Here is a 20,898-nt window from a genome sequence, read left to right as displayed (position 1 = left end):
CGTGTTCGCCGACGACACCGCCGCCAGGAACGGGCTCCCGACCAGTGCCGAATACGCCCCACCGGTCACCGAGGGCGAGCGGAGTTCTTACAGTTCGTCACACCACCAATACAACACAAACGGCCGCAAAGTCATATAAACGGAACCGGAAACCAACGTATCCCCACAGTGCTGGGTGGCGTGCCCGTACCGCCGTTCTGCCGGCGAAGAGCGGGCCCACGGCAAGAACCCCCTTGTGGCCTGGCGAAAAGCAACGATGGAAGGAGCGGTCACCCTCATGCCTCCTTTTGGTCCCGACACCGCCGAGTGGGTCCGCGAGACCGCCAAATGGCTCCTGGGCATGGAGATCCCCTCGGCCAACCCCCCCGCCATGCGCCGGCTCGCCGACCACAAAGACCATGTCGCCGCGACCCTCGAGGAACTCAAAGAACTCCTCACCCTGGTCCGCCGCAAGGTTCGCACCGACTTCTCCGGCACCGCCGCCGACTACTACGACGCCTCCATCGCCCAGTTCACCACCGGCGACAACGACTACATCGGCTCCGGGGCCAAGACCGCCCGCAACGCCTCCACCGTCCTCCGCGACGGCGCCGCCAACGCCGAGCACTCGCACTGGATGGCCTTCGGCCAGCTCGTCCAGCTCATCCTCGAGATCGCCTGGTGCATCGCCATGGCCCAGTGGACGATGGGCGCCTCGCGCGCCCTGATCCCCTGGTTCAAGTACATCCGCTCCATCGCCATCCAGCGCATCCTCACCTGGCTCACGCTCACCGCCCCCTCCCACCAGATCACCGAACAGCTCTTCGCGTCCCTGGACTCCATCGTCCAACGCGTCCAGATCGACGCCGGCACCCGCAGGTTCCACGACAAGGAGATGACCCGCCTCACCCACGGCGGCGCGGGCCTGTCCGCCCTCATCTCCGCCGGGTTCTCCGGCGCCGTGGACGGCCTCTTCAGCCACCAGGTCCGCGACCTGCTGCGCACCAACCTCGACACCCTCGCCGAGGTTCCCCCGCCCTCTCGCATCGACACCCCTCCCCCCGGCCGCCCCGACACCACCCCCACGCCCGGGGCCGGCGTTCCGGGCCACACGCCCACCCCCACGCCCAAGGCCGCCGTTCCCGTCCCCGACCTCAACATCAACCGCGACCTCGCCGACGTCTTCGCCGCGTACGAACGCGATCTCGCCGCCACCTTCAACCCTCCTGCCGGCAAGACCGCCTTCGACAACCCCTTCGTCAACAGCGACTTCCGCGACGACCTCGCCGACGTCTTCACCACCCACTACGGCTCCGCCCTGGGCGCCACCGGCGCCCGCGCGCTCGGCAGCGGCTACGCCGACACCCTCATGGCCCACTGGGGCCGCCCCGACCTCACCCACCGCCTGGCCGACCTCCTGGACGCCACCCCTCTGCCGTCCCCGACCCGCACCCATCTCGCCCAGACCATCCCCACCGCCCTCACCCACGGCATGGGCGACTACATGACGCGCCCCCTCGTCAAAGCCGAGATCCTCGGTACCGGCGCCGCCTCCGGCGCCCTGGAGGGCTACCTCGGCGAAGGCACCACCAACGCCCTGCTCACCGACCTGGGCTGGCAGGCCAACGGCTACTCCGCCACCTCCGGCGCCTTCCAGTCCACCTTCCAGACCGTCACCGTCGACACCGCCCTGGCCGCCATCGACCACGTCCAGTCCCCGCCCGCACCACTTCCACCGCCCGACGCCGAAACCACCACCGGCAGCAGCACCACCGGGCCGACCGGACCCACCGGGATCAACGGGAGCACCAACGGGAACGGCCGCGAGTCCGATCCCGTCCCCTCCGACCGGTCCGCACCCCCCGGTGCCACCCCCGGTACCCACGAAGCACCCGACACTCCCAGTACCGACATCACCCGCACCGACACCGCCCCCGCCCCCCCACCCCACACCCTCGGCGACACCGGCGCCCCGCACGGCCGCACCGGCAGCGGCGGCGAGGATTCCACCCACACCACCACCTCCGACGGCACCCGCGGCGAGGACCTCCACACCCCCCGCACCGTTCCCTCCGACCCCCTCGCGCCTGTGAGCGAGCACCCCGACCGCTTCGCACCCACAGCCGTGGGAAGCCCGACCGGCGAGCAGCCGACGGCCCCCGGACACCATGCACCGGACGACCGGCGCACCCCCGAAACCGATTCCGGCGCCACGCCCCTCACGGCCGCCGCGCCCGTCGTGCCACCCGTCCAGCAGCACACATCGAACACGCCCGCGAGCACCACCACCGGCACCACCGCAAACGGCACTGCCGCCCCCGGCACACCGGCCGATACACGGAACCGGCCCGGTCCGCCCCTCGACCCCGCCCACGGCCGAGACGGCCTCCGGACCGGTGACCACTCCGGTACCCGCGCACCCGCCACCACCGACCCCCGCTCTGCCGGCGATCCCTCGGTCCGCACCTCCAGCACCGCTTCACCCGCCGACCGGGGCGAACACGACGGTGTGGAGCGCACTCCCGGCCCCGCCGCCCGCGCAAGCGACACCGCGTCCGAGTCCCTCGCGCACGCGCCTCTTTCCGACCACGGACGCACATCCTCCGAGGCGGTTCCAGAGCGCGGCGGCTCCGAAGCGGACCGTCCGCCGCAGGCCGACTCCTCCTGGTCTTCCGAAGACGCTTCCGCCGCAGACCGCGGGCAGCCGGATCACGGTGCCACTTCCGATTCCGGACGCGAGAGCGCGGAGCGCAACAGCGGGGCGGACACCGGCGACGTCCCGCCACGCGAGCACGGCACGGCGGACGGGGACATCGACGACCTGGACGACGACTTCTACAGCCTTTCCGCACCCGCCCCCCACACGACCTCCGACCCTGACGACCCGTGGAACGGCAATCCCCCCACGTCCCTGGATCTCTCGGCGCTCACCGCCGGGGGCAAGGACACCAAGTCCGTCGAGCAGCCCCTCACGGTCGGGGAGGCCGTCGCCGATCTCACCGACAACGGCTACGGCCCCCGCGATCTCGACGCCATCGGACGCCAGACGGTCGAAGACATCCGCGTCTTCACGATGGACGTCGACGACCCCGACAGCGACGACAGCGACAGCGATCCCGAAAACCTCCCCGACGCGCCCCACCACGCCGACAGTGGGCAGGCCGGCGGTGTCCCGGCACCTGCCCCTTGGCGCGGAAGCGACCAGGACCAGGCTCCCGGGACCGGCATGGGCGAGGCCGTCCGCGCTCGGACCGATGACCAGGCCGCCGACCAGTGGGCCGGGAGCGTCCTGCCCACCGTGGTGACGGCGCAGGGAACACCCGACCAGGTACCAGGGGCACCCGGACCGGTACAGGGCGTCCCGATCCTCGACACCACCCCCAACCAGGCCCACTCCCTCTGGGAGTACACCGACCACCTGCGCGGCACGGTCGACGACGGCCTGGCCACTGGCGACGTCGCCCCCGACGACCGCGACGACTTCGCCTGGATCGTCTCCGACATCGACACCGTCTTGGGGCACGCGGCCCTGCCCGTCGCGATCACCGTGCATCTGGGCGCCGACCGCGCACTCTTGCAACGGTTGGGCATCGACCCCCACGACCCCGGCCGCGTCGTGGGGACCGTGGTGGACATCCCGCACTACATCTCGGGCACCTTCGGCACACGCGCCGCCGAGGACGCTCCCGCCTACGTCATGCTCCGCATCCCCCACGGCTACCCCGCCGCCCATATCCGCCCTTCCTCCCCGGGCCGAATCCTGGGCGCCCGGGGGGCACGCCTGTACATCCACGCCGCCTACACCCAACCCGGCGAACCGGCCCCCGGCACACGGGCCGAGAACCTGTTGTTCGTCGAAGCCGAGGTCGTCCCCGGCCACTGGGCTCCGCCTCCCGGCCACCACCCCAGCCCTTCCCACGACGCCCACCACGGCTACCGGCCGAGCACCGTCTCCACCCCGCCTGCCGACCCCCAGCAGCCCGAGACGTTCGAAGGCCTCCTCCACGGGTTCGAAGAGGGGGGCCTGCTCGGCGACGGACCGCTCTTCTTCACCGATGACGGGGACGCCTTCGACCCCATGGAGAGCGACCCCATCGCTTTCCTGGACAACCCGGGCGTGCTTGACCTGCTTGACCAGGGCGACCCGTTCGGGTTCCTCGACGAGGACGTGGACATGCTCGGCGGCGCGGAGTCCTTGTCGGTCGGCCCCGCCGACCGACCCGACCCCGGGCCCGTTACCGTCCCTCCCGGGTTCCCACCGGTGAGGCTCTCCGGTGGCAGTGGACACGACGACACCGCACCGATCGACACCGGGGCAGCCCAGGCCATCACTCACATCAGCACCCTGAGCGACAATGCATTCGAGATCCTCGTCGCACTGGGGGGCGGACGCACCGACTCAGAGATCCTCGCCCGGCCCGATTGGACGCCTCGCAGATTCTCCCTCGTCATGCGTGGTCTCGCTGATTCCCTGGGTCTGCAGGCGGGTGACCGCTCGGGGATCACTGCCGTCGCCATCGCTGCCGGGCTCGCCGACGACACCGATCCCGATGCCCTGCCATCCGATGAGCGGCACGAACGCGCCCTCAACCGCATCCGATTCCTGCGCCCGGATCAGCAGGAGGTACTCGCCCATTACGCGAGTGGGCTGAACCCCGACGAAATCGCCAAGCGGATCCCCGCGAATGCGAACAAGAACTCGGTCGACAGCCTCCTCACCCGCCTTTCGCACCGCCTCGGTGTGCTCGGCCGTGAAGAAGCGGGCGCTGCCGCCCGCGCCGCCGACCTGAAGGCCCCGCCACTTCCCGCGCTCACCGACGAGCAGAAGACCCTGGCGATCGCCCGCATCCCCGCCCTGGGCGACAACGCATTCGACCTTCTCGTCGCCCTGGGGGCCGGGCGCACCGACGAGGAGATCCTCGCCCGGCCCGATTGGTCACTCCACAGGCTCACCCTTGTCATGCGTGGTATCGCCGGTTCCCTGGGTCTGCAGGCGGGCGACCGTGCGGGGATCGTCGCCGTTGCCATCGCTGCCGGGCTCGCCGACGACACCGATCCCGATGCCCTGCCATCCGATGAGCGGCACGAACGCGCCGTCATCCGTATCCGATTCCTGCGCCCGGATCAGCAGGAGGTACTCGCCCATTACGCGAGTGGGCTGAAACCCAGCGACATCGCCAAGCGACTCTCCTCGATCCCGAGCACGGTCAGCAACCCCACTTTTCATGTCAACAACTTCATCACCCGCCTTTCGCACCGCCTCGGTGTGCTCGGCCGTGAAGAAGCGGGCGCTGCCGCCCGCGCCGCCGAACTGGAGGCCCGACCACTTCCGGCGCTCACCGACGAGCAGAAGACCCTGGCGATCGCCCGCATCCCCACCCTGAGTGACACCGAATTCGAGATCCTCGTCGCGCTGGGGGCCGGGCGCACCGACGAGGAGATCCTCGCCCGGCCCGATTGGTCACTCCACAGGCTCACCCTTGTCATGCGTGGTATCGCCGGTTCCCTGGGGCTGCAGGCGGGTGACCGCGCGGGGATCACTGCCGTCGCTATCGCCGCCGAACTCACCGACGACACCGACCCCGACGCCCTGCCATCCGGCGAGCGGCACGAACGCGCCCTCAACCGCATCCGATTCCTGCGTCCGGACCAGCACGAGGTACTCAGCTATCACGCGAGTAGGCTGAATCCCGACGACATCGTCAAGCGGATCTCCTCGAACGCGAACGCGAGCTCGGTCGACAGCCTCCTCACCAGCCTTTCGAAGCGCCTCGGTGTGCTCGGCCGTGGTGAGGCGGGCGCTGCCGCCCGCGCCGCCGAACTGGAGGCCCCGCCACTTCCGGCGCTCACCGACGAGCAGAAGACCCTGGCCATAGCCCGCATCCCCGCCCTGGGCGACCGCGAATTCGACCTTCTTGTCGCGCTGGGGGCCGGGCGTACCGACGAGGAGATCCTCGTCCGACCCGGTTGGTCCCGCGGATTCTCCCTTGTCATGCGTGGTCTCGCTGGTTCCCTGGGTCTGCAGGCGGGTGACCGCGCGGGGATCGCCGCCGTCGCCGTCGCGGCCGGACTCACCGATGACACCGACCCCGATGCCCTGCCATCCGGCGAGCGGCACGAACGCGCCCTCAACCGCATCCGATTCCTACAGTTGGACCAGCACGAGGTACTCGCCCATTATGCGAATGGGCTGAAATCCAGCGACATCGCCAAGAGGCTCTCCTCGATCCCGAGCACAGTCAGCAACCCCACTATTTATGTCAACAACTTCCTCGCCCGCCTTTCGAAGCGCCTCGGTGTGCTCGGCCGAGGTGAGGCGGGTGCTGTCGCCCGCGCCGCCGAACTGGAGGCCCGACCACTTCCCGTGCTCACCGACGAGCAGAAAACCCTGGCGATCGCCCGCATCCCCGCCCTGAGCGACCCCGAATTCGAGATCCTCGTCGCGCTGGGGGCCGGGCGCACCGACGAGGAGATCACCGCCCGCCCCGATTGGGCACCTCAGAGACTTGCCATCGTCATAAGCGGCCTCACCGATTCCCTGGGTCTGCAGGCGGGTGACCGTGCGGGGATCGCCGACGTGGCCGTCACCGCCGGGCTCGCCGATGACACCGACCCCGAGGCCCTGCCATCCGGCGAGCGGCACGAACGCGCCCTCAACCGCATCCCATTCCTCCAGCCGGATCAGCGCAAGGCCCTCACCTACCTCGTGGCGGAGTGGAAACGCCCCCAAATCGCCGAACAGCTCCGCCTGGATCCGACCGCCGTCAGTCACCAGTCCAGCAATCTCGTTGCCCGCCTCGGGGTACTCGACCGTGGTGAGGCGATGCAAGCCGCCCAGGCGACACCCGCCCTCGCCGCCGAAGTGGCGGCTCTGCGCCCGGCACCGGCCCGTGCCGCGCCCACTCGTGCCGCACGCACCCGGGTGGCTCCCACCTCCGTGGCACCCGCCCCCGAACTCACCCCGGAGCAGATCGCCCGGGCCGTCGACCGCATCAACACCCTGAGAGACCCCGACTACAGGGTCTTCGTCCGACTGGGCGCAGAGCTGGAAGCCGTCGAGGTCGCCACACGCCTCGGGTTGCGCAGGAGCACGGTTGCCAATCACATCCGCAGCATCGTCCACGCCCTGGGGTTGAACAATTCCGGGGACATCGTCGCCGTTGCCGCTGCTGCCGGCCTCGCACCCACCACCCCACATCCCCAACCTCACAACGACGAAGGCCACGACAGCTCGGACAGCGAGGACAGCTCCGACAGCGAGGACGACCTCTACGACGCCGACGACCATCCCCCCGCCCGCCGCGGGGGCGGCCCCCGCGACGACGACCCACCCGCACCTCCGACAGGCCGTGACCACGGCTCCGCCACGGCACCGTCCGCACGGTCGGGAACCGGAAACAGCGGTGCCCGAACCACGGGTCGCTCCACCGGCAGCTACAACACCCGCTCGGGAAACCGCACCCGGCAAGGACTCCCGCCCGCCGACCACCAGGGAAACGACACCCCCGGCCTCTCCGACGACCACGACCACGACCATGGCCACGGCCCCGTCGTCACCGACGCTCCTGCAGAGCCCCCCACGGTGCCGCCCCACCAGGACTTCACCGCACTCTTCGACAGCACGCTCAACCCCTTGCCTCCCTCCCCGGCGCCCCACACCCGGGAAACCGACCAGCCCCGGACCGACGACCCCGCCGGTGACCTGGACGACGACTTCTACGGCCCTGCGCCGGCGGTGCGCACGCAGGAGCCGGCTCTCGCCGATTCCGGCGACCCGTGGGGCGGCAACCCCCCGACCGGGCCCGATCTCAGCGCGCTCATCGCCGCGGACAAGAAGAAGGACGACAAGCCCTCGACGGTCGAGGACGTCATCGCCGACCTCACCTACCGCTACCGGCCCCAGGACATCGGCCACCACACCGCCCAGGACGCCCAGGTCCAGGTCTTCATGGCGGGCCGCCACGAGACCGACCCCTACGAGCAGTACACCGACACCGACACCGACGGCTACGAGACCGCCCCGGGCCCGGCCTACCCCCCAGGCACCCAGGTCTCCCAGTACCCCGCCCCGCTCCAGTACGCCCAGGACCCCGCCGGGACCCACGACACCTCCACGGCGGCCTACGACCAGCAGCCCGCGGGGAGCCGCACCCAGGCGGCACGGGTCCGTTGGCACGGGTCCTACGACGGGATCGAGGACCTGATCACCTCCGCGCAGACCGGCATCGTCGAACAATGGGAGTTCGGCGAGGGAGGAGGCCAGGACGAACTCACCGAACTCGTGCAGTTCGGCGACGGCACGCTGGCGGTCCACAAGGTCACCGAGGACACCGACTTCACCCAGGACCCCGCGTCCAACCCCGAGTACGTCGAAAACGCGCTGGAGTCGGCACGCCAGCGCGCCGACGCCGAACACCTCGCCTCACTGGTCGGCCGCGCCATCGGCGCCCACGTGCCCGGTGTCTACCGGGTCGGCCCCCACGAGTTGTACATGCACTACATGGACGGCAGCTCAGGGGCCACGCAGCACGACCACCCCCGCCCCGAACTGACCCGGACCGTGTCCGGGCTCAGACTGGGGCTGCTGGACATCCTCATCGCCAACAGCGACCGCAACCCGGGAAACCTGCTGTACACCGACGAGGGGGCGGTCGTGGGCATCGACCACGGCTCCGGCTGGGTGATCGAGGAGAACGAGCCCTACGCCCCCGCTGACCTGGGCGGACTGGCCCACACCGACACGATGGAGACCTACTACGACTTCGAGGACAACCAGTGGATCGCCAACCCGCTGACAGCGCGCGACGTGCGACGGCTGGAACGCGCGCTCAGCGCACTGCACCCCGAGTTCGCCCGGCTCGACAGGGAGGTCTGGTACAACGGCATGCTGACGCGGTTGCACATGCTGCGAAGCTTCGCCTCGGGCACCGTCGACCTGCTGGGCGGCGGGCGATGAGGGCCCGGGTGCTGTACGCGCAGGACCGCCGCACCAAAGAGGTGCGGTCGTTCCTGACGCTCCTCGACGACGGAACTCTGACCAGCGACGACCTCCACATGACCAAGGCGATTTCGCGCTACCGGGAGAAACGCGGCTGGTCCGACGAGCGCGTATTCGAGTACTTCACCACGAAGTCCAACGCCTACGTCCGCTACTTCGAAGAACCGGCGTGACCACGGCCGACCCTTGCGCCAGCGCGGCCGGGCTGTCCTGGACCGGCCCGTGCCCGCCCGGCGCTCGCGTGTGGGTCCCCGTGCCGTGAAACGATCCCTCTCCCGCTACGCCCACGAGAGCCCTCGGGCGGGCCGCCGCACCTGCAAGGCCGCCCCGAAACCGCTCCGGACGCACGCGGACCGCCCCGGGCGCCGGGTTCGGCGCGGCCTGCCGACCGGTCAGCCCGCGGGTCACGGGGTCGACGAGGCGTGACCTCCCCCCTCGAACGCCGCCAACGAGGTGATGAAGCGCTCGGCCGCGGCGTCGACCTCGGCGGTCGGGGTCAGCAGTCTCTGCAGCAGGAGTCCTCGCAGGGATGCGGTCGCGATGATGCTCTGCTGCCTGGCGTCGGTTTCCGTGGCGCCGTCGCGAAGAGCTGCCGCTTCGAGCAGCTGAGCCAGGCCGTCGATGTCGACGACGAGCTCCTGGAACGCGTCGCGTTCATAGACCGCGAGCCCGACCAGGTGGAAGAAGGCATGAACGCGGTCGTCGTGCGCGGGGTCCGAGTAGAAGCTCCAAATGGCTCTGCACAGGGCCGCGAACCCGAGTTCGTTGCCGGCCTCGGCGAGGACGAGGTTGTCGCGGCGGCGCGCCTCCAACAGCACGGCACGCAGCAGACCCGGCCGCGATCCGAAGTGATACGTCAGCAGCGTGTGGTGCACACCGAGCCGCTCCGCCACTTGGCGCATCGACAGGTTCGGACCGGGGCCGTTCTCGCCGAACTCGTCGAACAGCGCCTCCAGGAGACGCTTCTTCCCTTCCCCGACCGGCGATCTCACGTTGCCTCCGTTGACAGTTTCACCACTGTTGAGTACGTTACCGCACAGTGAATTCACCACTGTTGAGTACGGTGGGCCGCGGCCCGGGGGAGGAGGTTCCATGACCGCTACATGGCTGGTCGGCGGTACCGTCGCGGACGGATCGGGCGCCGACCCCACCGCGGTCGACGTGTGCGTGGAGGACGGCATGATCACCGCGATCGGCAGGGTGCCGTCGGGCGCGGCGATCGTCGACCTCGGCGGCATGGTCCTGACCCCGGGACTGATCGACGCGCACGTCCACCTGGGTCTCTCGAGCCCGGTCGGAGCGCAGTTCGGGTTCCAGCTCTCGGCCGCCGAGCTCGCCGCCGACATCTTCTCCGCCGCGGGCCAGGCCCTGGACGCGGGCTTCACCACGGTGCGCGACACCGGCGGCATCGACGGCGGTGTCGTCGGGGTCATCGCGAAGGGCAAGGTACGGGGTCCGCGGGTGCTCTCGTGCGGTCCTGTGCAGTGCCAGACCGGGGGACACGGCTACTACGGGGCCGCATGGGAACCGACCGGGCTGTGGGAGGCCCACCACATTCCCGGGCTCTGTGCCCTGTCGCTGATGTCGGGCAACGCCGACGAGCTCCGGCGCAACGTGCGCGAGTCGTTCCGCCGCGGCGCGAGTTTCCTGAAGCTGTGCGTCACGGGCGGCGTCGTCGGGGGGCACGACCGCCTCGACGACACACAGTTCACGCACGAAGAGATCGCCGTGGCGGTGGAAGAGGCACGCGCGCGTGGCACCTACGTCACGGTGCACGCGCACAACAACGCGGGCATCCGCAACGCCGTGCGGGCCGGCGTGCGCTGTGTGGAGCACGGCACCGACATCGACGAACCGACGGCCCGGTTGATGCGGGAGCACGACGTGGCCCTGGTCCCCACCTTCGCCGTGGTCGAGCAGCTCATGGACGCCGAGAGCATGGGCCTGGACCCCGCGACGCGGGACCGCGTCGCCGGAGTCCGCCAACGCATGGCGACAGCGCTGGAGATCTCTCGCGCGGCGGGCCTGAGGATCGGCCTGGGCTCGGACCTCATCGGGCCGGACCAGCGGCGCCGGGGCCAGGAGCTGCGCCTGCGCGCCGAGCTGGAATCACCCATGCGGGCGCTGGTGTCGGCCACCAGCGTCAACGCCGACATCCTCGGGCTGGGCGGGACCGTCGGGATGATCCGCGTCGGGATGCGGGCCGACATGGTCGCCTGGCGACAGGACCCGCTCCACGCCCCGAACGTATTCGCCGATCCGGACATGGCCGCCCTCGTCTTCAAGGACGGTCGCATCATGAAGGGACAAACCCGATGAGCGAGATACTGCACGGCTGCCTGCAGGACACGGAGTACCTGGAGATCACTGCGCGGTCAGGGCACCGCTACGGCGTCTGGGTGACCACGCCCCCCGGTTATGAGGACTCCACGGACCCCCTGCCGCTGATCTACGTGTTGGACGGCAACTGGACGGTCGGCCTCACCGCGCCCCTCATCGTCACCCAGGCGGACCCGTATCTGACGATCGCCCCCTACATCCAGGTCAGCATCGGGTACACCGGTGAGGAGGCGGCGGCCTGGGCGCAGATTCGCAACCGCGACCTCGTACCGCCGGGGGAACCCATCGGTGACGACATGCTGGCCACCCTCACGAAAGCTCGCGACACGGGTGCGATGACCCAGGAGCAGGTCGACGCCTACCTCGCGGAGCTGAAGGAGGCCCACGCCGACGTCTTCCTCGACTTCCTGACCGGCGAACTCCACCCCCACCTCCGGTCGAGGCTGCGTGTCAGCGAGTCCGGGCACGGCCTCTTCGGGTACTCCTACGGAGGTCTTTTCGCCCTCTACGCGTGGCTGCGCGAGACAGGGCTCTTCGCGAGCATCGGTGCGGGCAGCCCCGGTGTGGCCAGTACGGACAGCCAGATCTTCACCCTCGTCGAAGCCCTGCCGGAACTCGGCGAGGACGCGGCCGCTCCACAGCTGCACATCACGCTGAACGAAGCCGAACTGCTGGGAGAAATCCCGTTCTATCGCGGAATGGCCCGTAACGTCCTTGCGACGGTGGAACAGCTGCACACACGGGGGCGGTCGGAGCAGGTCTCGCACGCGTTGTTGCGGGAGACGCACGTCACCGGGCTGCAGGCATCCTTCCTCAGCTACCTGAAGACATGCCACAGGCGCTGACCGGCCGCGGCCGTGAGCGCCCCGGCAGTTCATCCGCCGGGCCGGTGCCGAACGTGCGGCGCGGGCGGCCCTAACGCCCCACCGCCGTCGGCCGGGTGCGGTGGAGCCAGTCGGCGACGCCGGTGACCACGGCCGGGTCGACGTGGTGCGGCAACGCGTAGTCGGCCGGGGTGGACGGGCCCGCGCCGGGGAAGAACAGGTGGTCGTCCGCCTCGAAGACACGGAAGTCCACCCCGGGCCGGTCGGCCAGGCCCGTCCGCCACCGGGCGAGGTCGTCGGCGACGGTGACCTGGTAGTCGCGGCCTCCTTGGAGGATGAGCATCGGCTTGCCGAGAGCGGCGGCGGTCGCCACCGGGTCGTAGTCGCGCAGTTCGAGCCAGTACGAGGCGGGCAGCCCGAACGGCAGTTCCGAGGCCGGGGTCGCGGAGGTCAGTCCGGGGCCGTCGACGAGGGCGGCCTGCTCGGCGAACGTCTCGACCAGCGAGGCCGGGACCTGGTCCGGGAGCACCGAGGAGAGGTGGGAGACCACGCGGACGGCGGCACGGTGCATCGGCTGTGCGTCGCCGGCCATGACCACCAGGCCGGCGACGGAGGGCTCGGCGGTGGCGACCAGCGGGGCGACCTTGCCGCCCATGCTGTGCCCGAGGACGAAGACGCGCCCGGCGTCCACCTCCGGGCGGCGCCCGAGCAGGCCGACCGCGTCGACGGCGTAGGGCACGTACTCCCGTGACATGGTCAGGTCGGGCGAGGCCGCGAACCCGCTGTGGGCGAAGGTCGCCTTGTCGAAGCGCAGCACCGCGACCCCGAGACCGGCCAGCCCCCATGCCAGGTCCTTGAGCGGCTTGTTCGGCCCGCTGGTCTCGTCGCGGTCGAAGTGCCCGCCGCCGCTGAGCAGCACCACGCCGGGACCGGGGCCCCGGTTCTTCGGGACGCTCACGGTGCCCGGTACGGCCAGGGGGCCGGTGCCGACCGTGACGTCGTGCTCGGTGAACAGGTGCGGGTCGGCGTAGGGCGGCGGGGCCCAGACGGGCACGGTTCCGGTCGGGGGTTCGTCAGACATCGTCAACACCTTTCTCAATTCATGCGAACGTTAGCATGATGTGAGATCATTCCGGCATGGACGGTTTCGAACTACTCGCACACCCGGTACGGCTCCGGGTGATCCACGCGATGCGCGGCGGACAAGAGCTCACGACCGCCGACCTCTGCCTGCGCATCCCCGACGTCTCGAAGGCCACGGTCTACCGGCACGTCGACCTGCTCGCGGCCGGGGGAGTCCTGGAGGTCGCCGGGGAGCGGCGGGTACGCGGCGCGGTCGAGCGCCGCTACCGGCTGCACCGGGAGCGCGCGGTGATCGACGCCGACACCGCCGCATCACTCTCGCGCGAGGACCACCGGCGCGCTTTCGCCACCTCTCTGGCCGTCCTCGCGGCCGAGTACGACGCCTACCTCCGCCGTGACGAGGCCGACCCGGTGGACGACCAGGTCGGCTACCGCCAGCACGCCGTCTGGCTCAGCCACGAGGAGCTGCGCGAGACGATCGAGGGGATGCGGGGGGCGATCGCGCCCCACCTGGCCAACGAACCGGCGGACGGCCGCACGCAGTACCTGCTCAGCCCGATCCTCTTCCCGATCGCGGCCCCACCGGCCGGAACCGATCCCGGCGCCGTCGACCCACCGGCGCCCGGCGGCTGAACGAGCCGGGTGTCGCCCCCTTCGCCGACCGCACTGACCCGGGCCAGGTCGCTCCAGGGGATGGACCGCCGCCCACCTGCGGTCTTCGTGCTCCGGTCCGCTGTCACGCAGGACCGGACGCGGTCAGGCGTTCCCCCCGGAAGGCCGCCGAGCTGCGCGCCGCCGTGGAGGGGAGCCGACGGGTGAAGGCGGCCGAACGCACCTTCTGACCGCGTGCGACGGAAGGCCTCCGCCGAACCGGCGGAGGCCTTCATGTGTGTCCAGGGCGCTCCGGCAAGGAGGCCGGTGGCGGCTGTGGTTCCTCCGCTCGATCCTGCGACGGCCCTCACCCCGGGTTCCCGGTCACGCCTCTGGGGTTCACATGTACAGGGCCCGGCTCAGACGGACGCCGTATTCCGCGTCGGGGTTGGTCGCGGCGTCCCCGACCCTTTCCTGGATCGCAGCGACCGCCAGGTCCCGCCGTTTCGGCAGGCGCGCCGCGTCGGCGGCCTCGAGCGCGGCCGGCATCTCGCGGCGGGTGAGGTCGGTGCAGTAGCAGGGCGCACCCGGCTGCTGCCGCCATGACTGCGCGAGCGTTCCGGCATCGAACGCGTCGAACCCGGTGTCCTCGACGAGGGCCATCCCCACACCGCGCTCTCTGTCGCTGTCGGCCGCAACGGGGATGGCGATGCGCTCCGGGCTTCCCGCGGGCTTGTCCTTCCTGGCCAAGGAGTCGGAACCGATCGCGTTCCATGCCTTGACCACGGGTCGGCCCAGTTGTTCGGCCACCCACAGGCTTTCGACCTGGCCTGCCTCGATGGCCGTGATCCTGTCGTCGCGCATCGGATAGTAGTTCGACGTGTCGATGACGACCGTCTCAGCAGGAACCCCGGCGATCAGCGGCGCGATCTGCGCGAGACGGTTCAGGGGGATCGACAGGATCACGACGTCCACGTCCACCACGGCTTCGGCCGCTGGGACAGCTCGCCCTCCCGAGGCCAGCACGTCGGCCGCGATCGTGTGCGGGCCACGCGAGTTGGCCACCTTCACGTCGTGTCCGGCAGCGCTCAACCGCTGGGTCAGGGTCTTGCCGATGTGTCCGACTCCCAAAATGCCGATCTTCACGGTGGACCTCCTGTGTAGTGATGGGTGTGGTGAAGCGGGTAGCTGGTCGGCCCCGGCACTGTTCCTACGCCGACACCCGGGTGCTGGACGCGAGCGACACACCTGACACCACGGGGTAGGTGTCTGCGTGCGGCCGGTCGGGCCGGGGCCTGCGCGGTGACGGGTGTCCGTGAGGGCCCTTCGTTCGTCTCTAGTGCGCCCCGTCGAGGACGCCGGGGGTGTCGTGCAGCACCACGCTCTCGGCCAGCGGTACCCGCCCCATCCGGTATTCGCTCGCAGGTCCCTGGGGGTCGGCCAGACCGAAGGAGATGCCGAACAGCAGCTTCATCTCCGGCTTGACGCCCAAGGACTCGCGCACCACGTCGGAGTAGAAGCCCAGCATCGTCTGCGGGATCCCGGCCAGGCCGCGCGCCTCCAGCGCCAGCAGGAAGGTCTGCCCGTACATGCCGATGTCGCCGGCCGCGCGCACCCCGTCGCCGAACTCGGGCATGAACAGGAACGCGACGTGGGGGGCGCCGAAGAACTCCAGGTTGCGCAGCGCGGCGGCGCGGCGTCCTTGAGTGTCGGAGCGCTCCACCCCCAGGGACCGGTAGTAGGCCGCGCCCTGCACGCGGGCACGCTCGCGATACATGCCGTCGCCGAAATCGGCCTGGTCGAAGCTGAAGTCGTAGGAGATCCGGTCTTCCCTGTCCGCTTCCAGCAGTGCGCTGCTCAGGGCGTCGCGGTGCGCGCCCGAGACGACGTGCACCTGCCAGGGCTGGGTGTTGCAGTTGGAGGGCGCATTCTGGGCGTCCTCCAGTACCGCACGGATGTCGGCTGCGGGCAACGGGTCCGGGAGGAACCCTCGGACCGAGCGGCGTGAGCGCACGATGTCGGTGAAGGAGCGGGGACTGTCGGGCACAACTGTTCCTTCCAGGCGGGGTCGGCTCACGAGCACACCGGACGACCTCGTTCCGGTGGTGCGTGGTGGACGCGCCGCTAGACTAGGACCTGACATCGGTGTCAGGGGCAAATCGGGGCGGAGGCCGATCGTGCGGATCGGGGAACTGGCCGAGCGGACCGGAGTCAGCGTGCGTTCCCTGCGCTACTACGAGAAGCAGGGCATGCTCTCCAGCGAACGCAGCGCCAGCGGACAGCGCTACTACGGCGAGGACGCCGTGAGCCGTGTGGTGTTGATCCGGCAGTTCTTCGCCGTCGGCATGAACAGTAGGACCATCGCCGCGCTCCTGCCGTATATCAAGAACAACGGAGAGCGCTGTCCGCCGGAGGTCCTGCGCCAACTCATCGCCGAACTCGACCGCATCGACACCCAGGCGGACGAACTGGCCCGCGCACGCCAGACCCTGGACGGCATGGTCAAGGCCACCCGGGAAGCCATGCGCGGCGATTGAACACCGCCTGGGCAACGCCTGCCCGGTCGGCCCTCGTGCCTCGGTGCCGCCAGGCGTAGATCGTTTCGGTGCTGATGTCCGGGTCGCGTGCCACGTCACCGACGCTGCGTCCGGCCTGGAGCAGGGCCGGGACCTTGCGGCGGAACCCTGCGGGGGATACACGACGTCCCACGATGTCCTTCTTCAAGGGTCACGTGGTCCCAGGATTCAGGAAACCGACTCCGAAGCATGCAGGACGCACCACCGGTGCGGGATGCCGCTTCGACGGGCGCAGTCATCCACGTCGCGGAGAGCGCTGTCGTCAAAACCCTGACCTGATGTCCAGGAAGGTCCTTACGTGCCATGATCCCCATGGGTCATCTGATGATGACCGGATGTCACTGAACGGGAGAGCACATGAGTGAGCGCCAGACGGGCACTGTGAAGTGGTTCAACGATGAGAAGGGGTACGGCTTCGTCACGCCGGAATCCGGACCTGACCTGTTCGTGCATTTCAGGGCGATCGAGAGCAATGGCTTCAAGTCCCTGCAAGAGGGACAGAAGGTCAGCTTCGAAGCCGTTCAGGGTCAGAAGGGTATGCAGGCCGACAAGGTTCGCGTGGAGGCGTAGTAAGGGACCGGGGTCGGTCTTGCGAGCCGGACCGAAGCCGTGAAGACGCTTCGCGGCTTCGGTCCGGGGCCGATGAGTCGGACTCCATCAGTTGCCGGGTGTTCGCCGGGGTTTGTCGTCCTGTGTGTGCAGGGTGGTGATGAGGTCGTCGAGGTGTGCGGCGGTGGTGTGGGCTCCGGTGTCGGTGGCCAGGTCGCGGGCCTCTTCGAGGGTGCGGATGAGGGTTGCGTGGTCGGGGCGTGCGTCGAGCAGGGTGGTGATCTGGGTGCGGGGGTAGCGGCGGTGTCCGCCGAGGGTTTTGACCGAGGCGAGGCGGCCGTCTTTTTCCCAGCGGGCGACGGTTTTGGGGTCCACGCGGAAGAGGCGGGCGACCTCTGCGGGGGTGAGCAGGGCCTCGGCGCTCTCGACGAGAGCGGGCAGGGAGGAGGACAACCTTGTTCTCTTTCTGTCTGGGCGGGGGTCGGGGCCGGACCGGGGAAGGACGTCCGGCCCCGAGTTGAAGGGGCGGGGCCGCCGGCCCCCCTTTTTTGGCGGCGGCCCCGCGGCCCGGCGGTGGTGTGCCGCCGGGTGGGGGAGTGGTTCAGCGGCCGAAGACGGCGCGGACGGTGATCGCTCCGCAGGGGGCCTGTGTCCAGTCCCAGTAGGCGCACACGGCTTCGACGAGCCGTAGGCCGTTGCCGCCCACGCGCAGGGGTTCGGGGTCGGGGACGGCGGGGAGTGTGGGGGCGGTTCCGGGTGTGGGGCCGTTGTCGGTGACGTGGAGTTCGAGGTGGCGGCGGGTGCGGTGGATCTCGATGCGCACGGTGCCGCCGGGCAGGCCGGAGGCGGTGTGTCGTAGGGCGTTGGCGGTGAGTTCGGTGACGGTCAGGGCCAGGGGGTCGGTCAGGCCGGGGCGGGAGCGGGTGGCGTGGGCGGTCCATTGGCGGGCGGCTTTGACGTGGCTGGGGTGGGGGCCGATGAGGATGCCCGATGTTGTGGGGGTTCCGCACAGGCGGCGTGGAAGTGCGGGGGGAGGGGCGGTAGGCTGCATTCGTCTCACCTCAGGTCATTTTGGACAGGTGGGGCACTTGCCTCGGCAGTCGCTCTCTACTTCGGCTGCCGAGGTTTTTTTGTTGCCGACCATGTGGAGCCACCATGCCTGATCAGGGGTTAGTCATTCCATAGATGAGTGAGGATTGCATTCCTTCTCGAACTTCGAGTGTTCATCCGCAGCTATTTGTGGCAACCTGAGGTCATGCCTCCTAAGACGACGCCAGCTGAGCAAGCTGCTATGAACCAGTTCGGAGCAGAACTGAGGCATTTGCGCGAACTGTCTGATTTGAGTCAAAGGGAGCTTGGGGAGCGCACGAAGACCTCAAAACAGCAGGTCGGGTCTATCGAACGTGGTGAGCGGCGTGCGTCGAAGTACTTTGCTGAGCAGGCCGACAAGGTTCTGAACAGCCACGGACGACTGCAAGATCTGTGGCCGGGGGCGAGGCGTACCCAGCCCTGGTGGTTTCAGCAGTACGTGGACATCGAGGAAAAAGCTCAGATCATCCACGAGTTTCAACCCCAAGCTGTGCCTGGTCTTCTTCAGACAGAGGGCTACGCAGATGCCGTTCTCGGTGCTTCCTTCCCGCCTCTCCCCCCGCAGGAGCGAGAGCCGCGTCTTCTGGCGCGAATGGAACGCCAGAAGATCATTGACCGAGATGAGCCACCTCTCCTGCTCTTCATTGTCGAAGAGGGGGCGTTGCTCAGGTCAGTTGGGAAACCCGGACTCATGCGTGCGCAGTGGTCTCATATTCTCAAACAGGTAGAAAAGGACCATGTGCAGGTTCAGGTGATGCCCTACGGGCGCGGGGCGCATGGAGCTTTGAACGGTGCGTTCATCATCCTGAAGATGACCTTCCTGGAGTCAGTGGTGTACGCAGAGGTGCCGGGAGGAGGGCATGTCATAGCGGACCACGGCATCGTGGCACGATGTCAGGAGCGGTTCGGATCGCTCCGAAGTATGGCGCTCTCCCCCGCAGAAAGCACCGAGTACATCGCATCACTGAAGGAGTAGTCGTGCGCGAGAGGGACTGGCACAAGTCCAGCTACAGCGGCAACGAAGGAGCCTGCGTCGAGATTGCGGAGGGGCCGGTCACCGGTATCCGGGACACCCAGAATCGGGAGCTGGGGCATCTCGACGTCCCTGCTCCTGAGTGGACCGCGTTGATGAACGCGGTGCGCGGCCGGTAACACCCCTCACATCCTGCACGCGAAGAACCGCACCCCGTCCGGCTACGGGGTGCGGTTCTCCTGTTCAGCGAGGTCCCAAGACGTCGCCGATGTTGTTCGCGGAGTGCCTGGCGTGCGCGGAAGTTCCAGGAGGAAGTCGAATATTGCGGCCGTCGGAGTCGTGTCAGACTGCCAGGAGCGGTGGAGCGCTTCGTGGTCCGGCGTTCCCACCTGCTGAAGGCACCTGCTTCATCGCCTCGGATTGAGGAGCAGCTAGTGAACGCATGGCACAAGTCCAGCTACAGCGACGGCAGTGGTGGTAACTGCGTGGAGGTCCGTGAGGGTCTGGTCACGGGCATCCGGGACACCCAGAACCGGGCGCAGGGGCAGATCGACCTCCCCTCCGCCGAGTGGATCGCGCTGATGAGCACGGTGCGCGGCCAGTAAGCGGGCGCGTCCAAGCCGCCGATCTTTCTCCAAGACGCCCTTCGAAAGCCCTCCATGTGACGATGAAAGGCCTGTGATGAGCACGGTCGACAAGCGGTCCTGGCACAAGTCCAGCTACAGCGGCAACCAAGGCGCCTGCGTCGAGGTCCGTGAGGGTGTGGTCACCGGTATCCGGGACACCCAGAACCGGGCGCAGGGGCAGATCGACCTCCCCTCCGCCGAGTGGATCGCGCTGATGAGCACGGTGCGCGGCCAGTAAGCGGGCGCGTCCAAGCCGCCGATCTTTCTCCAAGACGCCCTTCGAAAGCCCTCCATGTGACGATGAAAGGCCTGTGATGAGCACGGTCGACAACCGGTCCTGGCACAAATCCAGCTACAGCGGCCAGCAGGGCCACTGCGTCGAGGTTGCAGAGGGTCTGGTCACGGGCATCCGGGACACCCAGAATCGGGAGCTGGGGCATCTCGATGTCCCTGCTCCTGAGTGGACCGCGTTGATGAACGCGGTGCGCGGCCGGTAACACCCCTCACATCCTGCACGCGAAGAACCGCATCCCGTCCGGCTACGGGGTGCGGTTCTCCTGTTCAGCGGGACATCCAGGACGATGCCGATGTTGTTCGCGGAGTGTCTGGCGTGCGCGGAAGTTCCAGGAGGAAGTCGAATATTACGACCACCTGGGTCGTGTCAGACTGCCAGGAACGGTGGAGGGCTTCATGGTTCATCGCTCTCACCCGCTGAAGGCGCCTACCTCATCGCCTCGGATTAAGGAGCAGCTAGTGAACGCATGGCACAAGTCCAGCTACAGCTCGGGGTCGCAGAACTGTGTGGAGGCATCTGAGGGGAAGAGGACCCTGGTCCGCGACACCCAGAATCGGAGCCACGGGCACCTCGACTTCACGCCTGACGCCTGGATCGCTCTGGTGAGCACGGTCGACAAGCGGTCCTGGCACAAGTCCAGCCACAGTGCTGGCGGAGGTAACTGCGTGGAGGTCCGTGAGGGTGTGGTCACGGGCATCCGCGACACCCAGAACCGGACTCTGGGCCACCTGACGGCCCAAGCCTCCGAGTGGACGGCGCTGCTGGCAGCGGTGCGCACTCCGTAGGGGAGGCGGTGAACCGGCCCGGCCCAGACAGCCGGGCGGGGCCGGTTCGCGGCCTCGGATCTAGAGGCTGCCCCAGTCCCACAGGGCATGGAGGACCGGGCCGAGGCGGCGGCCCCGGGGCATCAGCGAGTAACGCACCCTCGGCGGCCGGCCCGGACGCCGTTCTCGCCCGCCACGGCGGGCCGCACCG

At 69.1% G+C, this 20,898-nt stretch carries 19 protein-coding genes and 3 pseudogenes; 14 read left to right on the top strand and 8 right to left on the bottom strand.

Annotation, left to right across the window (positions count from 1 at the left end):
- Window positions 1-277 precede the first annotated feature (277 nt).
- The gene (locus tag ACQPYD_RS18230; protein ID WP_433696797.1) at window positions 278-8,935 is read left to right on the top strand and encodes a hypothetical protein; all 8,658 of its coding nucleotides are present in this window, start codon (window positions 278-280) and stop codon (window positions 8,933-8,935) included.
- Complete coding sequence (locus tag ACQPYD_RS18225; protein ID WP_433696796.1) at window positions 8,932-9,150, top strand: hypothetical protein; 219 nt, start codon at window positions 8,932-8,934, stop codon at window positions 9,148-9,150. Before ACQPYD_RS18230 ends, ACQPYD_RS18225 begins: the two co-directional genes overlap by 4 nt.
- Window positions 9,151-9,381: 231 nt before the next feature.
- On the opposite strand, the gene ACQPYD_RS18220 is transcribed toward ACQPYD_RS18225, so the two are convergent.
- Window positions 9,382-9,969, bottom strand: a complete 588-nt coding sequence (locus ACQPYD_RS18220) for a TetR/AcrR family transcriptional regulator (protein WP_433696795.1) — start codon at window positions 9,967-9,969, stop codon at window positions 9,382-9,384.
- A gap of 100 nt (window positions 9,970-10,069) precedes the next feature.
- On the opposite strand from ACQPYD_RS18220, the gene ACQPYD_RS18215 reads away from it, so the two are divergent.
- Together ACQPYD_RS18215 and ACQPYD_RS18210 are read left to right on the top strand one after the other, a co-directional pair.
- Window positions 10,070-11,296 carry an amidohydrolase family protein gene (locus tag ACQPYD_RS18215; RefSeq protein WP_433696794.1) on the top strand — a complete coding sequence of 409 codons (1,227 nt, stop codon included), beginning with the start codon at window positions 10,070-10,072 and terminating at the stop codon, window positions 11,294-11,296.
- Window positions 11,293-12,162, top strand: coding sequence for an alpha/beta hydrolase (locus tag ACQPYD_RS18210; RefSeq protein ID WP_433696793.1), 870 nt, complete (start codon window positions 11,293-11,295; stop codon window positions 12,160-12,162). The genes ACQPYD_RS18215 and ACQPYD_RS18210 overlap by 4 nt, the downstream gene beginning before the upstream one ends.
- A 70-nt stretch (window positions 12,163-12,232) precedes the next feature.
- On the opposite strand, the gene ACQPYD_RS18205 is transcribed toward ACQPYD_RS18210, so the two are convergent.
- Window positions 12,233-13,222, bottom strand: a complete 990-nt coding sequence (locus ACQPYD_RS18205) for an alpha/beta hydrolase family protein (protein WP_433696792.1) — start codon at window positions 13,220-13,222, stop codon at window positions 12,233-12,235.
- A gap of 56 nt (window positions 13,223-13,278) precedes the next feature.
- On the opposite strand from ACQPYD_RS18205, the gene ACQPYD_RS18200 reads away from it, so the two are divergent.
- Window positions 13,279-13,857: a helix-turn-helix domain-containing protein gene (locus tag ACQPYD_RS18200; protein ID WP_433696791.1), complete on the top strand. Its 579-nt coding sequence runs from the start codon at window positions 13,279-13,281 to the stop codon at window positions 13,855-13,857.
- Window positions 13,858-14,214: 357 nt separating this feature from the next.
- Here the strand turns inward: ACQPYD_RS18200 and ACQPYD_RS18195 are convergent, their stop codons facing one another.
- Both ACQPYD_RS18195 and ACQPYD_RS18190 read right to left on the bottom strand, forming a co-directional pair.
- On the bottom strand, window positions 14,215-14,961 hold the full coding sequence (locus ACQPYD_RS18195) for an NADPH-dependent F420 reductase (protein WP_433696790.1): 747 nt from the start codon (window positions 14,959-14,961) through the stop codon (window positions 14,215-14,217).
- A gap of 190 nt (window positions 14,962-15,151) precedes the next feature.
- Window positions 15,152-15,862, bottom strand: coding sequence for a nitroreductase (locus tag ACQPYD_RS18190; protein WP_433696789.1), 711 nt, complete (start codon window positions 15,860-15,862; stop codon window positions 15,152-15,154).
- Between the two features lie 130 nt (window positions 15,863-15,992).
- Between ACQPYD_RS18190 and ACQPYD_RS18185 the strand changes: the two genes are divergently transcribed.
- Entirely contained in the window at window positions 15,993-16,352 is a 360-nt protein-coding gene (locus tag ACQPYD_RS18185) for a MerR family transcriptional regulator (protein WP_433696788.1), read from the top strand.
- On the opposite strand, the gene ACQPYD_RS18180 is transcribed toward ACQPYD_RS18185, so the two are convergent.
- Window positions 16,318-16,446 carry a hypothetical protein gene (locus ACQPYD_RS18180; RefSeq protein ID WP_433702085.1) on the bottom strand — a complete coding sequence of 43 codons (129 nt, stop codon included), beginning with the start codon at window positions 16,444-16,446 and terminating at the stop codon, window positions 16,318-16,320. The genes ACQPYD_RS18185 and ACQPYD_RS18180 overlap by 35 nt on opposite strands.
- Before the next feature lie 302 nt (window positions 16,447-16,748).
- Between ACQPYD_RS18180 and ACQPYD_RS18175 the strand changes: the two genes are divergently transcribed.
- Entirely contained in the window at window positions 16,749-16,961 is a 213-nt protein-coding gene (locus tag ACQPYD_RS18175) for a cold-shock protein (RefSeq protein ID WP_433696787.1), read from the top strand.
- Between the two features lie 234 nt (window positions 16,962-17,195).
- Here the strand turns inward: ACQPYD_RS18175 and ACQPYD_RS18170 are convergent.
- Window positions 17,196-17,381: pseudogene (locus tag ACQPYD_RS18170) on the bottom strand (BldC family transcriptional regulator); the annotation flags it as partial.
- A gap of 160 nt (window positions 17,382-17,541) precedes the next feature.
- The gene (locus tag ACQPYD_RS18165) at window positions 17,542-17,991 is read right to left on the bottom strand and encodes an ATP-binding protein (protein ID WP_433696786.1); all 450 of its coding nucleotides are present in this window, start codon (window positions 17,989-17,991) and stop codon (window positions 17,542-17,544) included.
- 240 nt (window positions 17,992-18,231) lie between these two features.
- On the opposite strand from ACQPYD_RS18165, the gene ACQPYD_RS18160 reads away from it, so the two are divergent.
- From ACQPYD_RS18160 to ACQPYD_RS18130, 7 genes and pseudogenes are all read left to right on the top strand, one after another.
- Window positions 18,232-19,005, top strand: coding sequence for a helix-turn-helix domain-containing protein (locus tag ACQPYD_RS18160; protein ID WP_433696785.1), 774 nt, complete (start codon window positions 18,232-18,234; stop codon window positions 19,003-19,005).
- Window positions 19,006-19,007: 2 nt separating this feature from the next.
- On the top strand, window positions 19,008-19,181 hold the full coding sequence (locus ACQPYD_RS18155; RefSeq protein ID WP_433696784.1) for a DUF397 domain-containing protein: 174 nt from the start codon (window positions 19,008-19,010) through the stop codon (window positions 19,179-19,181).
- Window positions 19,182-19,436: 255 nt separating this feature from the next.
- Complete coding sequence (locus ACQPYD_RS18150; protein WP_433696783.1) at window positions 19,437-19,607, top strand: DUF397 domain-containing protein; 171 nt, start codon at window positions 19,437-19,439, stop codon at window positions 19,605-19,607.
- A 76-nt stretch (window positions 19,608-19,683) separates the two neighbouring features.
- Window positions 19,684-19,866 (top strand): DUF397 domain-containing protein, encoded by a 183-nt coding sequence (locus ACQPYD_RS18145; RefSeq protein WP_433696782.1) that lies wholly within the window; start codon window positions 19,684-19,686, stop codon window positions 19,864-19,866.
- A gap of 76 nt (window positions 19,867-19,942) precedes the next feature.
- Window positions 19,943-20,125: a DUF397 domain-containing protein gene (locus tag ACQPYD_RS18140; RefSeq protein ID WP_433696781.1), complete on the top strand. Its 183-nt coding sequence runs from the start codon at window positions 19,943-19,945 to the stop codon at window positions 20,123-20,125.
- A 193-nt stretch (window positions 20,126-20,318) separates the two neighbouring features.
- Window positions 20,319-20,477: pseudogene (locus ACQPYD_RS18135) on the top strand (DUF397 domain-containing protein); the annotation flags it as partial.
- Window positions 20,478-20,525: 48 nt separating this feature from the next.
- Window positions 20,526-20,708, top strand: coding sequence for a DUF397 domain-containing protein (locus ACQPYD_RS18130; RefSeq protein ID WP_433702084.1), 183 nt, complete (start codon window positions 20,526-20,528; stop codon window positions 20,706-20,708).
- A 60-nt stretch (window positions 20,709-20,768) separates the two neighbouring features.
- On the opposite strand, the pseudogene ACQPYD_RS18125 reads toward ACQPYD_RS18130, so the two are convergent.
- Window positions 20,769-20,864 (bottom strand): annotated as a pseudogene (locus ACQPYD_RS18125) (winged helix-turn-helix transcriptional regulator); the annotation flags it as partial.
- Window positions 20,865-20,898: the final 34 nt, after the last annotated feature.

The sequence above is a fragment of the Nocardiopsis sp. CA-288880 genome (assembly GCF_050955985.1).
GTDB classification, from domain to species: domain Bacteria; phylum Actinomycetota; class Actinomycetes; order Streptosporangiales; family Streptosporangiaceae; genus Nocardiopsis; species Nocardiopsis tropica.
Note: the sequence above shows the minus strand (reverse complement) of the source record. Positions and strands in the feature narration are given on the sequence as shown.